The sequence below is a fragment of the Saprospiraceae bacterium genome, from assembly GCA_016716185.1.
In the GTDB taxonomy this organism is placed as follows: domain Bacteria; phylum Bacteroidota; class Bacteroidia; order Chitinophagales; family Saprospiraceae; genus Vicinibacter.
Window position 1 is genome coordinate 164,527 of the sequence record JADJWV010000003.1, and the last position, 14,955, is coordinate 179,481.

The 14,955-nt window shown below is 40.9% G+C and carries 12 protein-coding genes; 4 read left to right on the plus strand and 8 right to left on the minus strand.

Features of this window, described 5'->3' with window-relative positions:
* Positions 1-211: 211 nt before the first annotated feature.
* Both IPM34_13935 and IPM34_13940 read right to left on the minus strand, forming a co-directional pair.
* Positions 212-625: a hypothetical protein gene (locus tag IPM34_13935; protein ID MBK8956636.1), complete on the minus strand. Its 414-nt coding sequence runs from the start codon at positions 623-625 to the stop codon at positions 212-214.
* Positions 626-877: 252 nt separating this feature from the next.
* On the minus strand, positions 878-1,282 hold the full coding sequence (locus IPM34_13940) for a hypothetical protein (protein ID MBK8956637.1): 405 nt from the start codon (positions 1,280-1,282) through the stop codon (positions 878-880).
* Between the two features lie 389 nt (positions 1,283-1,671).
* On the opposite strand from IPM34_13940, the gene murA reads away from it, so the two are divergent.
* The 3 genes from murA (at position 1,672) to IPM34_13955 (ending at position 5,692) form a co-directional block, all read left to right on the plus strand.
* Positions 1,672-2,982, plus strand: a complete 1,311-nt coding sequence (gene murA, locus IPM34_13945; protein ID MBK8956638.1) for a UDP-N-acetylglucosamine 1-carboxyvinyltransferase — start codon at positions 1,672-1,674, stop codon at positions 2,980-2,982.
* Between the two features lie 1,195 nt (positions 2,983-4,177).
* Positions 4,178-4,585 (plus strand): hypothetical protein, encoded by a 408-nt coding sequence (locus IPM34_13950; GenBank protein ID MBK8956639.1) that lies wholly within the window; start codon positions 4,178-4,180, stop codon positions 4,583-4,585.
* Between the two features lie 6 nt (positions 4,586-4,591).
* Complete coding sequence (locus IPM34_13955; GenBank protein MBK8956640.1) at positions 4,592-5,692, plus strand: PrsW family intramembrane metalloprotease; 1,101 nt, start codon at positions 4,592-4,594, stop codon at positions 5,690-5,692.
* A gap of 498 nt (positions 5,693-6,190) precedes the next feature.
* Here the strand turns inward: IPM34_13955 and IPM34_13960 are convergent, their stop codons facing one another.
* From IPM34_13960 to IPM34_13975, 4 genes are all read right to left on the minus strand, one after another.
* The gene (locus IPM34_13960; GenBank protein ID MBK8956641.1) at positions 6,191-6,691 is read right to left on the minus strand and encodes a nuclear transport factor 2 family protein; all 501 of its coding nucleotides are present in this window, start codon (positions 6,689-6,691) and stop codon (positions 6,191-6,193) included.
* 1 nt (position 6,692) lies between these two features.
* The gene (locus IPM34_13965; GenBank protein MBK8956642.1) at positions 6,693-7,574 is read right to left on the minus strand and encodes an NmrA/HSCARG family protein; all 882 of its coding nucleotides are present in this window, start codon (positions 7,572-7,574) and stop codon (positions 6,693-6,695) included.
* A 94-nt stretch (positions 7,575-7,668) separates the two neighbouring features.
* Complete coding sequence (locus tag IPM34_13970) at positions 7,669-8,250, minus strand: Crp/Fnr family transcriptional regulator (protein ID MBK8956643.1); 582 nt, start codon at positions 8,248-8,250, stop codon at positions 7,669-7,671.
* Between the two features lie 43 nt (positions 8,251-8,293).
* A complete protein-coding gene (locus IPM34_13975; protein MBK8956644.1) occupies positions 8,294-11,671 on the minus strand; it encodes a cobalamin-dependent protein in 3,378 nt (1,125 codons plus the stop codon).
* 167 nt (positions 11,672-11,838) lie between these two features.
* On the opposite strand from IPM34_13975, the gene IPM34_13980 reads away from it, so the two are divergent.
* Positions 11,839-12,528 (plus strand): hypothetical protein, encoded by a 690-nt coding sequence (locus tag IPM34_13980; GenBank protein MBK8956645.1) that lies wholly within the window; start codon positions 11,839-11,841, stop codon positions 12,526-12,528.
* 283 nt (positions 12,529-12,811) lie between these two features.
* On the opposite strand, the gene IPM34_13985 is transcribed toward IPM34_13980, so the two are convergent.
* A complete protein-coding gene (locus IPM34_13985; protein ID MBK8956646.1) occupies positions 12,812-13,267 on the minus strand; it encodes a hypothetical protein in 456 nt (151 codons plus the stop codon).
* A gap of 83 nt (positions 13,268-13,350) precedes the next feature.
* Positions 13,351-14,604, minus strand: coding sequence for a cystathionine gamma-synthase family protein (locus IPM34_13990; GenBank protein ID MBK8956647.1), 1,254 nt, complete (start codon positions 14,602-14,604; stop codon positions 13,351-13,353).
* Positions 14,605-14,955: the final 351 nt, after the last annotated feature.

Sequence of the window (14,955 nt, forward strand, 5' to 3'; positions counted from 1 at the left end):
TGCATTATGATCAACATAATCCATGGATATGTGTGTTTTTTAATCTCATAAAAACCACATCCTAAAAAATAATTAAGATGAATCCAGAGGCTATTAAAACCCCTATCGAGGGTTTACATTTCTTAGTTTCGAATCTGTATGAAGATGATAATAAACAATAGACTTAAGAAGTAAAAACGGGAATTAGACATACCCCATCATGCAGCGCCAACTATTTCAGATCTATAATGGTTGAATTTTTCGTTCCATCAGTTACTCGCAATCTAAAGGGTTTTCCCCCGGCAACATTGAGTCCGATCAGATCAACGATGACCTGCCCTGTAGATTCTGTGAATTGAATTCGCTTTTCACCACCTGGAAAGATCCTGTTGTCTGGATCCAACAATTGAAATGCAAATCCCTTTCTGTTCACTTCTTTAAAAGCATCCGTATTCACTGCTTTCGCAGCCCCTGATTTAGATGTCTTGAAACCGACAATAATCCCTTTTGCAGGGGATTGAGTATTGGATTTAGATTGCTGGGTGATTTGGTCGTCTCCAGGATTTGCTACTCCCGATGATAACGCAACCAAATCTGTTTTAGCCCATGTGAAAATGGAAATTAAAATTAAAGTAAAGGTTTTCATATGTTATGAATTTAGAATAATTATCAATTGGATACAAACTCAAAAGCAATCCCTGAGTGTTTTGATTGATTCCTGGTTATCATTAGTAATATAAAATTATCAATTTAGATGGAATCTTTTTCCAATTTCCACCAATATAAATTACACGAGCCTCCGGGATTCATTAAATTTCTTCATGGATATAAAAAAAGGAGGCAACGTAAATTACCTCCTTTATTTTTTAAATTTCGGTTACTACCGGAATGCGAAAAATTACTTCAAATCTACATTGGTGACTGCATTGTCAGCACCTGTGATTTTCATTCTGTAGTTTTTACCTCTAGGAGCTGGAGGAAGTCCAACGATATCAACAACAACATTGCCATCAGACTCTGTGTACTTGATGCGCTTTTCTCCACCTACAACAGCTTTACCATTTGAATCCAATAATTGGAAACGCAAACCTTTACGGGTCAAGCCTTTCAAATTATCTGCATTGACTGTTGTCGCAGCACCGGATTTGGAAGTCCTTAAACTGACGGAAACGCCTGAATTCGGAGCAGGTGCATTTTGATTGCCTCCTGGTTGAGTTGCTCCGCCACCCATTGAACCCTGAGCAAAAGACTCAGTCAATCCGAAAAGAACGAAAGAAAAAAGAAAGAAATACAAGGTTTTCATTTTAGAAAAATTTTTAAGTTAAAAAATGGACATTTAATTTTATTAGCATGATCCCTGTCAGTTAAGCAACGGATCAAAAATCATACTAATATCGATAAGTATTTGAACCTGTTAAAATGTTATCAGCAAATATGAAAAAAAAAAACCGCTTTGGGGATTAACAAATACACAGATCCGGATTGGTCAATCTTTAATTGCTGATAAACAACAGTTTATAATAAAATCGCGGATAGAAATTTTCTTCGCTCACTAATTTAAATATCAAGCGTACCGGAAGTAAATCCCTTCAAATTTGGGCCCCGGCGGATTTTGGCGGTTTAAGTTCTAACAGAGATCCCGGACCTACTGCTCTGAAAAATTGATACTTTTGGAGCTAAATAGAATTAGCAATGGGTCATGATTGTTTTGAAGTCAGGGGTGGAAATAGGCTAAAAGGTGATTTGCATCCTCAGGGAGCTAAGAATGAGGCTTTGCAAATCCTTTGTGCCACTTTACTCACAGAAGAGCCGGTTACGATCGAAAATTTGCCTGATATTCTCGACATCCGCCATCTCATCGAACTCATAGCCGGACTTGGGGTCAAAGTCCATAAACACGATTCACATAAATATACATTTGAAGCCAGAGACGTGGACCTCGAGTTTTTTGGAACGGAAGCCTTTCAGTCGAATGCCAGAAAAATACGGGGCTCGGTTATGTTATTGGCACCGCTTTTGGCCAGATATAAAAAAGCTGTACTTCCCAAACCCGGAGGAGATAAAATTGGCCGAAGAAGATTGGACACCCACTTTTTGGGTTTGCAAAAATTAGGTGCTGAATTTAATTACGACGATTCAGCAGGGGCTTATCGCATCAAAGCAGATCGATTGAAAGGGAGCTACATACTCATGGATGAAATATCCGTGACGGGAACCGCCAATGTATTGATGGCTTCAGTTTTGGCCAATGGCATTACCACTATTTACAATGCAGCCTGCGAACCATACATCCAGCAGTTGTGCAAAATGCTCATCTCCATGGGAGCACAAATCGAAGGTGTCGGTTCTAATTTGCTGACGGTCCGGGGCGTAGAAAAACTGGCGGGAACGCAACACCGGATTTTACCCGACATGATTGAAGTGGGGAGTTTTATCAGTCTCGCAGCGATGACGCAATCTGATATCACCATAAAAAATGCAGGTGTCGAACATCTGGGTATCATACCATTTGTATTCGAACGCATGGGTGCAAAAATGCAGATCCAGGGGGATGATATTTACCTTCCAGCCATAGAAGAATATGAAATTCAATCCTTCATGGATGGCTCCATCATGACGATTTATGACTCGCCCTGGCCCGGTTTTACTCCGGATTTGATGAGTGCATTACTGGTCATGGCCATCCAAGCCAAAGGCAGCGTCCTGATCCATCAAAAAATGTTTGAATCCAGGTTGTTTTTCGTCGATAAACTCATCGATATGGGTGCACAAATTATCTTATGCGATCCGCACCGGGCTACGGTCATCGGACTCAACCGAAAATTTTCGTTGAGAGGTATTGAAATGACTTCGCCAGACATTCGTGCCGGCGTGGCCCTTTTGATTGCAGCCTTATCGGCGAACGGAAAAAGTAAAATTCACTCCATCCATCAAATCGATCGGGGCTACGAAAACATAGATCAGAGGCTGAATGCGATAGGAGCACAAATTCAAAGGTTGTGAGGATTGTTAGGTGCTGGTTGTTAGGTGCTGGTTGTTAGGTGCTGGTTGTTAGGTGGTTTTAAAGATATTTACGTTTTCTAACGATCGTTAGTAATTGATTCAATTTAAACATTTACATTAAGATTTATATCCTTATTTCTTCTTTTAAAATTCGGTGATTGAGGTGAATACCTATTCAAATGGAAATTGTTATCCATTTCAGGTTCGCGATTTAGTTCCCGCTGATTTCGCAGATTCAGCAGAAAAGAAATCAGAAAATATCCTATAGAAATATTCTATTCATCTTCTATTCATCTGCGCAATTTGCGTCTTCTGCGAGACATAAACTTCGGAAAGTCCCCCGCAGATCTCGCAGATTTCGCAAAAAGAAATCAGAAAATATCCTATAGAAATAATCAATTCATCTCCTATTCATCTGCGTAATTTGCGTCTTCTGCTGGACATAAACTTCGGAAAGTCTCCACGCAGATCTCACAGATTCCACAGAAAAGAAATCAGAAAATATCCTACAGAATTATTCTATTCATCTCAAATTCATCTGCGTAATTTGCGTCTTCTGCAGGACATAAACTTCAGAAAATCTCCCGCAGATCTCGCAGATTCCGCAGAAAAGAAATCAGAAAATATCCTACAGAATTATTCTATTCTTCTTCTATTCATCTGCGTAATTTGCGTCTTCTGCGGGACATAAACTTCGGAAAGTCTCCCGCAGATCTCGTAGATTCCGCAGAAAAGAAATCAGAAAATATCCTGTAGAAATATTCTGTTCATCTCCTATTCATCTGCATAATTTGCGTCTTCTGCGGGACATAAACTTCGGAAAGTCTCCCGCAGATCTCGCAGATTCCGCAGAAAAGAAATCAGAAAATATCCTGTAGAAATATTCTGTTCATCTCCTATTCATCTGCATAATTTGCGTCTTCTGCGGGACATAAACTTCGGAAAGTCTCCCGCAGATCTCGCAGATTTCGCAGAAAAGAAATCAGAAAATATCCTATAGAAATAATCAATTCATCTCCTATTCATCTGCGTAATTTGCGTCTTCTGCAGGACATAATCCGAGAGGCCATTTGGATTTTATCGATAGTTAAATAAAGCTCGAGCAATTCAATCTATTGTATGATAAAAATTTTACACTTCCAGTCTCATATTCCTGATGATTTATTTTATCTTTAATTCTTATAAAAGAAATAACATGAAATTTAGATCAGGCAATATTTTTTTCATTTGCATCTTTCTGGTAGCTTGCAGTTCCCCCAAAATAGGACTCTATGAATCCGGCGCCAATGACATTGCCAGAATTCAACTGGTCCTATTGAAAAATCAGACATTTGAATTGCATTTTAAAGACCTGGATGAAAAACCGGAAAAAAATTATATCTTCAAAGGAAAATGGACAGAAATAAAAGATAAAATAAAATTGCAGTTTAAACTGGATAAAAATGGCTTGCCGGATCTCCATGCGCTGTTTGACCCCTCCCTGACAGAAATTAAATCCGTAAAAATCATCGATAAAGAAACCGTTGAATTTAAAAAAGCAGATAAGAATATATATATTTGGGGGATTGCCTGCCCAAAAAAGAAAATTGAAAAACCAAAATAATCTGCCATGTTGAAAATCTATTGCCCGGAATGCAATTCTAAAATGGAACTGGATGAGCAGTCTTCAGGAAAGCAACGATTCTGTTCCGTATGCGGTCATCCGGTTCAAATACCCATTTTCGAAACCGGTGGCGAAAAAGACACAGATGCAGACAATACGGAAACCGTTCAATCGCTGAATGAATCATTTCAGAACCTCATTGAAAAAAGTTCAAAGCAGGCACAGGCATTATTGAAGGATCTTCAACAAATTCCGTTGAAACAAGAGATCCTGCCCATCGATCACAGCAACATCAATTTGTTGCTGAAAGATTTTATTTTTTGGGCGGTCAGCTTTTTGGGAATTATTCCTTTGCTCATCATCACGGTGAATCACGTAGGTACCCAGCTCACGATGTTTGCTTTGTTTTTCGCATTTGTCTGGGGCGTCATCTTTAAGAAATTTATTCTCAAAGACCACAGTTCCAACCGGCTTGCTCTGGCATCCTTATTTTTCACAGGGATCATTGGCATTTGGTTGTTGTTGTTTGTGTATCGTTTCCTTCCGGATTTTTATCTGAATGCAGCCGACAGTCCGAATTTGTTTCTTTCACTCATTGGATATGTTCTGCAGGTTGGAGTTTGCGAAGAACTGGTGAAATCCATTCCTATATTTATTGCATTGCGATGGTTCAGAAAAGATTTAAACGAAATGTCTTTAATTACTATCGGCGTTTTCAGCGGACTCGGTTTTGCTGCATTTGAAAATCTGCATTATGGAGAAAGTGCTGTGGGGAATACCTATGCCAAAACCTTGGATTACGGAGTCAGCGGACTGGTATCCGGAGTACAAAATGCCATGGTTCTTGTTATGCTCCGATCTTTGTCGTTGGTATTTTGCCACGCCGTTTTTTCAGGCATTGTGGCTTATTTCATAACGATTGCCCAACTAAGAAAATCTCAACAATCTGCTTTGATCTTTATTGGTTTTGCAACTGCCGCCATTCTTCACGGGGTCTACGACTGGCTTGCCGGCATTCAGCCTACGATGGCTGCATTACTTGCCGGTTTTTCCTTTGCTCTTTTTTATGGCTATTTAATGAAATTAAAAAATACAAACAGGAACTGAGGAATCATTCCTATTGAAATATGGGAAACTCAGTTCTCCCTTTTATGGGGGAATGCTTGCTAAATTTCCAAATTTATTTGGAATTATTTTCCATTAAAACGTAAAAATCAGGGTTTACCCTGAGTGATTTTCAGCTGCGAAACTTCTTTAGTTTAAACTTTTGGAATGAATGCTGGCGCGCATCTATTGGATTTGTTCGAATTGGTTACAAAAAAAGCAACCTCAGGGGAATTTTTAATAAATACTAACGTATGTTAGCTTTCGATCCAATGCTAACCAACTTCTATCGTCTAATACCTAAAATCAAACTTAACATCTGTTATCTACCATCCCAACATCTATCCCTAATACCAAACACCTATCTACGGTCTTGTATAAAAGAAGTAGGGGTTTGAAAGTATTTAACTTTCAAACCCCTACTTCTTTTACATCATTTCTTAAACTTCTAAATAATCCTGTCGTCCGCTATGGGTTTTAAACAATATAGTAGCGAGTTTTTTATTTTCTAGGTTCGGTCTTGTTAAACATGTAGCGGGCAATTTTCCATTCCTCATTTACTTTTTCAAAGACCAAGAGTTCTCGATTGGATTCAGGAATACTTTCTCCGGTAGCGTGAATAAGAGTAGTTCCTTTCGAGCTTGTTACTGCAAATGCCATATTTCCTTCCACCTGAATTTCTTCAACGAAGAACTCAATGTTGAGCTGTATCTGGGAAAAGACAAATTCGTAAGATTTCAAGATACCTTCCGTACCTATTCCCGAAGGGGCTTCAGTTGGCATAAAAACTCCGTCCTTTGTGTAGAGCGATTGAGCCAATTTAGCATCTGATGTGTTCAATGACTTTTCATATTCACTTAAAAGTGCTTCTATTTTTTGTTTCTCTTGTTTTTCCACGATCTCTGAATTTCCTGCTGAATAATTTTTTGATTCTTGATGATTGTTTTCGTTGCATGAAGCCATAAAAACAATTGCTAATATGGCGATTCCAATTTTTTTCATTTTACTGCGCATTTTGTTTGATCCATTCATTCAAAGGGGTGAATTCACCTATGGATATTGCATTGGCCAATCCAATTTGAGATTCAGCTCCCGGTCCCATATAGGTGTACTTTTCAAAATAGGCCAGCATTTGTGCAATTTCTCCAGCTCCCTGAAAAAAGTTGGAAAATACCTCTCCGGGTACCTGAGTGAAGCTATATTGCTTGCCTATTGACTTGTAGGCTGCGAGCACATCATTAAAACTGTATAAGTCAGATGCTAATGACAGATAGCTTCCTTTACCTACTTTTTCTGGAGCTAAAAAGGCTCCTGCTACAACTTTACCCAAATCGTTAATGTCTGCCATGTGAATTACTTTTTTGCCTGGGTCTATTGGTAAAATCCATCCGGTGCTTCCATCCTCTTTTGGTTGAGGCCCCATTATGCCTGTAAAATTCTGAAAATAAAAAGGAGGCTGAACGAACGTGTAGTTTTCGAACCCTGCATTTTTAATTATCTCATCTACTTTGGCTTTGCCTGTAAAATGGGGCACATCAAATTGTCCGTTGCTTATCTTCTCAACATCCGGCAATGTTGACCAAACAAAATGATTTACTCCGGCGTCATTTGCTGCCTGGATAGCAACTTTTCCCTGTGCAATTTCATCCGCACCTTCCCAAAAATTGGTTACCACAAAAACTCCGTGCGCACCTTCGAAGGCATTCCTTAATGATTCAAGGTTTGCTAAATCTCCCTGTACCACTTCATCTGCATGCCCATTATATTTTTCCGGACTTCGTGTAATGGCCCTGACTTTAAAAGAACCCTCTTGGGTTAAAGCATTTACAACTCCTTTTCCTTGTAAGCCCGTTGCACCCACAACGGCAATTATTTTCTTTTCCATTTTATTTTGTTTTAGTGATTAACAATAACACAAAGATGGGGTGGTTTTGGCACACACACCTATAAGGTAGTTTAAGAAAGAGCATTAATGTAGATTAAGATTTTGTGATCTTCTTACGAATGGTGCTCAGGAACTCAGGGCTTACGCCCAGGTAAGAAGCAATTTGAACATTGGAAATTCGATTAAAGAAGTGAGGATATCTGTTCAGGAAGTCCAGATAGCGTCCCTCAGCTGTCGAACTGATGTTTTGAAGAACTCTGTGCTGCAGACTTACCATAGCATTTTCAGCAAGAACTCTAAAGATTCGATTAAATTTTGGATAGTCTGCAAATAGCTTTAACTGATCTTCTTTTTTGATTTGAAGGATGATGGAATTCTCCAATGCCTCTATGTATAGTTTGCTTGGCTCCCCTGAATGGAAGCTTCCTATGTCTCCGATCCACCAATGCTCTATGGCAAATTGCAGGTTATGCTCCTTACCTTTTTCGTCAACCAAATACATTCTGAAACAACCCTCTGCAATGAAAGTATTGTGTTTACATATATCGCCTTCCTGAAGGATGAATTGCCTTCGTTTAATTCTTCGCTCTTTGAAATAATTGCTCACAACAGACTTTTCCTCTTCATCTAAAGGAAGAAAGTTTTCAAAGTAGTCTATTAATGGCTTAATGGTCATTTTTTAATTCGCTACAACTGACAAGTGCATACCAACCCATCCATCACATATTCCTCCGGTACTTGCCTCCAACAGCGTAAAGCGCAGAAGTAATTTGACCCAGTGAACATTTTTTAACGGCTTCCATCAGACAGTCAAACAAGTTACTATTATGCAGCGCCGCTTCCTGCAGTTGGCTTAAACTTTGATCCGATTGTTTGGCATTGGCCTTCTTCAATAGGTTTAACGCATCGATCTGATCATTTTTTTCGGATTCGGTAGCGCGGATGACTTCCCGTGGTAGAACTGTAGGAGATCCATCCTTCGACAAAAATGTATTGACCCCGATGATCGGATACTCGCCGGTATGTTTCAGTGTTTCGTAGTACAAACTTTCTTCCTGGATCTTGCTGCGCTGATACATGGTTTCCATAGCCCCTAAAACGCCTCCTCTTTCAGTGATGCGATCAAACTCAGCCAACACGGCTTCTTCGACGAGATCCGTCAGTTCTTCAATGATGAAAGATCCCTGTAGTGGATTTTCATTTTTTGCCAGACCGAGTTCGTTGTTGATGATCAGCTGGATAGCCATCGCTCTGCGCACCGATTCTTCTGTGGGTGTAGTGATCGCTTCGTCATAAGCATTCGTATGCAAGGAGTTACAATTGTCATAAATGGCGTAAAGCGCCTGAAGCGTGGTGCGGATGTCGTTGAATGAAATTTCCTGCGCATGCAGCGATCTTCCGGAAGTCTGTATGTGGTATTTCAACATCTGACTTCTTTCGTTTGCTCCGTATTTGTATTTCATCGCTTTTGCCCAGATGCGGCGCGCTACGCGTCCGATGACAGCATACTCCGGATCCACTCCGTTCGAAAAAAAGAAGGAAAGGTTAGGCGCAAAATCATCGATATGCATGCCTCTCGAAAGATAGTATTCAACAAAAGTGAATCCATTGGAAAGCGTAAAGGCTAATTGGGAGATCGGATTGGCCCCGGCTTCGGCGATGTGATATCCACTTATAGATACGGAATAAAAATTCCTGACCTTGTGCTGAATAAAATATTCCTGTACATCCCCCATGAGTTTCAAAGAAAACTCCGTCGAAAAAATACAGGTATTTTGCGCCTGGTCTTCTTTGAGTATATCCGCCTGCACAGTTCCTCTCACGGAATTCAATGCTTTGGCTTTCAAATTTTCATAAACACTTTTTTCGAGAATCTCATCTCCGCTGAGTCCCAACAACATCAATCCCAATCCATTGTTGCCTTGCGGAAGTTCACCCTTGTAAGTAGGTCGATCCAATCCCTGGTTGTCAAATTTTTCTTTGAGTTTTTGTTCTACCAGATGCCCGAGTTTGTGTTCGCGGATATACAATTCGCATTGCTGATCAATAGCTGCATTCATAAAAAATGCACAAATGGTAGCCGCCGGTCCATTGATCGTCATGCTGACCGATGTTTTCGGATCGCATAAATCAAATCCGCTGTACAATTTTTTCGCATCGTCGAGGCTGCAAATGCTCACACCACTGTTGCCTACTTTCCCGTAGATGTCGGGGCGATGATCGGGATCTTCGCCATATAAGGTCACTGAATCAAATGCCGTACTCAGTCTGTTGGCCGGCATGTCGAGACTCAGATAATGAAAACGTCTGTTGGTGCGCTCGGGCCCACCCTCTCCTGCAAACATGCGGGTGGGATCTTCCTCCTGTCTTTTAAATGGGTATACGCCTGCTGTATACGGAAATTCGCCCGGAACATTTTCCTGCAAACTCCATTTTAAAATATCGCCCCAATCTCTGTATTTGGGTAAAACCACCCGAGGTATTTTCGAATGGGAAAGCGATTCTGTAAACGTTGGAACTTTGATTTCTTTATTCCGGACTTTGTAGGTGTACACATCTTCTTTATAAGCCCGTTTTTTCTCTTCCCAATGAACTAACATCTGTTTGTTTATTCCTTCCAGTTGCAATTCGGTGTCGCGTATTTTTTCTTCGATTTCCTTTTTAGCAGCTGTTTCGGTTTCGAAAAGCAGTTTGGTTTGGTTCAATGCATATAAATGGCTGGCCACATGTGCCTGTTTCTCAACCCAATGGTCGTAATGGCGGTTATTATCTGAAATTTCACTCAGGTAACGCGTCTTTGAAGGGGGAATGATGTAAATTTTTTCGGATTCTCCCAACGGTAATTTTAATTCCGATGGCCAGTTCAGTCCAGTTTTTTCTGCAATGACTGCAATCAGATTTTTATAAAGAAGGTTGGTGCCCGGATCGTTGAACTGAGACGCAATGGTTCCGATGACGGGCATCTCATCCGGCGATTTGTCAAATGCTTTATGGTTGCGTTGAAATTGCTTGCGTACATCTCTTAACGCATCCATGGCTCCGCGTTTATCAAATTTATTGATGGATACGATGTCGGCAAAATCCAACATGTCGATTTTTTCCAACTGGGTTGCTGCTCCGTATTCCGGTGTCATGACGTAGAGTGAAACATCGCTGAAATCGACGATTTCCGTATCGCTTTGTCCAATGCCGGAGGTCTCCAGGATGATCAGGTCAAAATTTGCTGATTTTAACAACTGCACTGCATTTTTAATGTGAGGTGACAGTGCAAGATTGCTTTGTCGCGTGGCCAGGGAACGCATGAAAACTCTTCCGCCATGAAACTCCGGATGTATGGCATTCATACGGATGCGATCGCCAAGCAAAGCCCCTCCCGTTTTGCGCTTGGAGGGGTCGACCGATAGTATGGCAATTCGTTTATCTTTAAAATCCAGAATAAATCTGCGAACCAATTCATCAACCAGGCTGGATTTACCGGCCCCACCGGTTCCGGTGATGCCGAGTACCGGAATTTTTCGATCCGCTTGCTGTCCGCTGACCTCTTTAATGATGTCTTCAGCAAGATCGGGATCATTTTCAATAGCACTGATCAATCGGGCGATGGATGGAATGTCTCCCTGAAAACTGGCTTTTAATTCCCCGTTGAGTGAAGAGTAAGTCGAAAAATCGCATTGCCTGATCAGGTCGTTGATCATGCCCTGTAATCCCATTTTTCTACCATCATCCGGACTGTAGATCCTCGAAATTCCATAGGCATGTAAATCGGCAATTTCAGTTGGGAGTATGGTCCCACCGCCGCCTCCAAAAATCTTGATGTGGCCGCAACGCCTTTCTTTCAGCAAATCGTAGATGTATTTGAAAAATTCATTGTGCCCACCCTGATAGGAGGTGATCGCAATGCCCTGCACATCTTCCTGGATGGCAGCTTCCACGATTTCCAGAGCGGAGCGGTTATGGCCCAGGTGGATGATTTCTACCCCACTGCTTTGCATGATCCTTCGCATGATGTTGATGGCCGCATCGTGCCCGTCAAACAAGGAAGCTGCAGTCAGTATGCGTATTTTGTGCTTGGCCTGGTAGGTCGTTTCAGTTATCATCACATCTGGTTTAAGGCTCAAATTTAAGGTTTATCGGCCAAGAATTTGGGCTTATTCGTTGTCCATGAAGGTTTTAAGCTACGCTTGAAAAGAAAGATTTTGTTACTCAACAGGTTCTAAAAACAAATAATTGGTAATTTTATCCTGTAAAACAGCTGAGTATCGTTATGAGAGTATTCAATTTCAAGCTACATCCCGCTCAAATTCGCTTGTGTGTCATAGTGCTCTTCGCCTTTTGCATTTTAAGTCCGAATGAGCTTTCTTCCAGGCAATGGCTCATCATTTATGCCAAAGAGGGTTTTTTCAACGGACTCATCCGACAATCGTTCGGACATATTTACGTAGGTATGATCCAGGAAGATCCTAAAAATCCCGGCGAATTACTGGCTGGATTTTGGGGCTATTATCCCCGAAACGGAATTCGCAAAGAAGGAGTATGGGGCTATATGGATGGAAGTATTCGCAATGATTGGGGTGCCGACTACCAGCATAGTTTTGCCATAGAAGTCCAGGAATCAGAATTTGTAAAATGCCTCCAGTTCATCCGGCAATGGGATCAAATGCCTTATTCCCTGCGGGCCCGCAACTGCATTGATTTCATCAGACAGCTGGTCAAATCGATAGGCAGAATGAAAGATCCCGAGGGTTTTTATCTATTGCCAAACGCATATATTTCAGCATTGGAAGAGAGGAATAAAGAAATTGAATACAAATCCGATTTTACGAATTATAAGAAGGTTGTACAAGTCACCCATTACGATGGAAAGCTGGCCAAAAAGTTTTTTGTCCTTACGAAATGGAAGGCGTTTATTTACAAGCACATGAGGTTGGGGAAAAGGCTGAAGTCTGAAGGCTGAAGGAAGAGGTTTGAAGCGAAAAGCTTAAAGCGAGAAAATACGAGCGAATGATTGAGTAGTTACTAACAATCGTTAGATTCAATACAACCGATCACCAGATTAAATGACAGGGATATCGAAGAGAAGCTTAAAGCGAGGAGATTTTTACGAATAAACGATCGTTAGTTTCTTAAGAACTCATCACAGATTACTAACACCTAACAACTTTCACCTAACAACTAACAACTAACAACTAACAACTAACAACTAACAACCAGCAACTAACAACCAACCAGACCGATCATCAAAAACCATACTTCCCAACTTTTTTTGCATACTCCAGATAGGAGGAGAGCGCAGCCGAACCATACCACTTGATGTAAACCGGTTCGAGCAACTGTGCTTTGATGGCCGGATCGGTATCCATAAGTTTTGCAGCTTCCTCAGGATCGCTGGTATCCAAAATAAATAAGCCGCGATACAAATCGTTTTTTGCAAAAGGACCTGCCACAATCATTTTTCCTTCGTCGACCAATCTGCTGATATTGGACAAATGCCCTTTAAATAATTCATTGACTCTGGCTTTATCCTCTATGGTTACCGGACCTGTTTTGAGCAAGACCAGGGTGTAGTTTTTCATACCATAGTCGTCCGCATTGAATTTTTTGGCAAGGATAGAATCAAAATTTTCATTGAGTTTTTGAGCATGATTACATACTGAAAAAATTAAGATAAGAAATATGATCGCAAACGGTTTCATGAATGAAATTTCGAGCAAAGATAAAGGCTTTAAAGGATAGCCTATTCACCGAGAATGTTAAAACTGCAATTAGTTTAAATGTTTTAGACCTGTTCAAATGCCTGTTCCAAATCATAAATCAGGTCATTGTAATTTTCCACTCCAATAGAGAGCCGGATCATTTTTTCTGTGATCGATAATTTTATTTTTTCCGCGGGATCGACATCCGCATGTGTCATGGTTGCCGGATGTTCCGCCAAACTTTCTGTGCTGCCCAGGCTCACGGCAAGTTTGATAAGTTTCAAAGCATTGAGGAACTTGAATGCTTCAGCTTCTCCTCCTCTTACATCGAAAGAAATCATGGCCCCATTGCTTAAACATTGTCTTTGCTTAATTTCGTACAATTCGGTTTGGGATGGCCTGATGTTGCCTAAAAAATATACTTTTTCAACTTTGGGATGCGTGTTTAAGTAATCAGCAATCTTATCTGCATTGGCTGCCTGTGTATCCATTCTTGCTTTCAGGGTTTCAAGGCTGCGCAACAATAACCAGCCGGTCCAGGGTCCTGCCATATTGCCCAAAAAAGTTCGCAAAACTTTAATGCGCGTCATTAAAGCTTTGCTGCCAAGGCAAGCTCCGGCGATCACATCGCTGTGGCCACCGATATATTTCGTAGCAGAATAAAGCACCAGGTCAGCTCCATGTTTAAGCGGGTGCTGCCAGATCGGCCCCATATAGGTATTGTCGACAGCCAGGTAAATTTCCTTGTCCTGCCTTGAAAAATATTTCGCAATTTCTTTGCAGCATCGGATGTCAATCAGATCGTTCGTTGGATTGGCAGGTGTCTCGATATAGATCATGGCCAGGCGGTCCCTCAATCCACTTTGCTCGACAATTTTAATAGCCTCTTCTTTGCATTGTCCGACAGAAAAACTTAAAACATGAACGCCAAACTGGTTTAGAATTTTCCTTATAAAATGATCAGTTCCTCCGTATAAGGGCGTGCTGAACAACAACAGATCACCGGGCCTTAAAAATTCCAACAATACTGTTGTAATGGCCGACATTCCACTTTCAAAAACTGCGCAATCTTCGGCTTCGTCCCACAAACACAATCTATTCTCGAGGATTTCCAAATCCGGATTATTAATCCTGCTATAGATCAAACCGGTTTTCTCTCCTTCGGCTCTCTCCCGCAATCCATATGCCAGCTCAAAAAAGGCTTTTCCTTCTTCGGCATTTTTAAACACAAATGTCGAGGTTTGAAAAATCGGACATTTAATAGCCCCTTCCGACCATTCCGGCCGGTAACCATAAGACATCATTAAACTTTCGGGATGGAATTTATGGTCGTTCATATTCTTTTCATTTCATTCATCGTGCAATGGTAGACTTTATCAAATGATAAACGGATGATTTTCATCATTCGGCCAGTTAATTCTTATTGGTTATGATTGGTACTCGCCTGCCATCACGGTTCTGCAGCCCGGGGCAAGCCCAGTACCCAAATTTCGTCACAAGGAACTAGGTATTATACCTATCGCCTCTGGCAAGATTGTTTGATTTTCAAATTTTATTTCTGCTCCTATAAAAGGATTGTAATAATTGAGCCTCGTCCATAAAATCCAGCAGAGATCAAGCGTTCGTTTAGTTATAACCATATATTTTCTGCGCAATTCTGCGAAATCTGCGGGATATAAAAACTTCGT

Bases quoted from the DNA above. Each gene is read 5' to 3' on its own strand.
- IPM34_13965 (MBK8956642.1), bottom strand. From the start codon at position 7,574: ATGGAAAAGAAAATAATTGCCGTTGTGGGTGCAACGGGCTTACAAGGA.
- IPM34_13975 (MBK8956644.1), bottom strand. From the start codon at position 11,671: ATGATAACTGAAACGACCTACCAGGCCAAGCACAAAATACGCATACTG.
- IPM34_13970 (MBK8956643.1), bottom strand. From the start codon at position 8,250: ATGACCATTAAGCCATTAATAGACTACTTTGAAAACTTTCTTCCTTTA.
- IPM34_13990 (MBK8956647.1), bottom strand. From the start codon at position 14,604: ATGAACGACCATAAATTCCATCCCGAAAGTTTAATGATGTCTTATGGT.
- IPM34_13950 (MBK8956639.1), top strand. From the start codon at position 4,178: ATGAAATTTAGATCAGGCAATATTTTTTTCATTTGCATCTTTCTGGTA.
- IPM34_13935 (MBK8956636.1), bottom strand. From the start codon at position 625: ATGAAAACCTTTACTTTAATTTTAATTTCCATTTTCACATGGGCTAAA.
- murA (MBK8956638.1), top strand. From the start codon at position 1,672: ATGGGTCATGATTGTTTTGAAGTCAGGGGTGGAAATAGGCTAAAAGGT.
- IPM34_13985 (MBK8956646.1), bottom strand. From the start codon at position 13,267: ATGAAACCGTTTGCGATCATATTTCTTATCTTAATTTTTTCAGTATGT.
- IPM34_13940 (MBK8956637.1), bottom strand. From the start codon at position 1,282: ATGAAAACCTTGTATTTCTTTCTTTTTTCTTTCGTTCTTTTCGGATTG.
- IPM34_13980 (MBK8956645.1), top strand. From the start codon at position 11,839: ATGAGAGTATTCAATTTCAAGCTACATCCCGCTCAAATTCGCTTGTGT.
- IPM34_13960 (MBK8956641.1), bottom strand. From the start codon at position 6,691: ATGAAAAAAATTGGAATCGCCATATTAGCAATTGTTTTTATGGCTTCA.
- IPM34_13955 (MBK8956640.1), top strand. From the start codon at position 4,592: ATGTTGAAAATCTATTGCCCGGAATGCAATTCTAAAATGGAACTGGAT.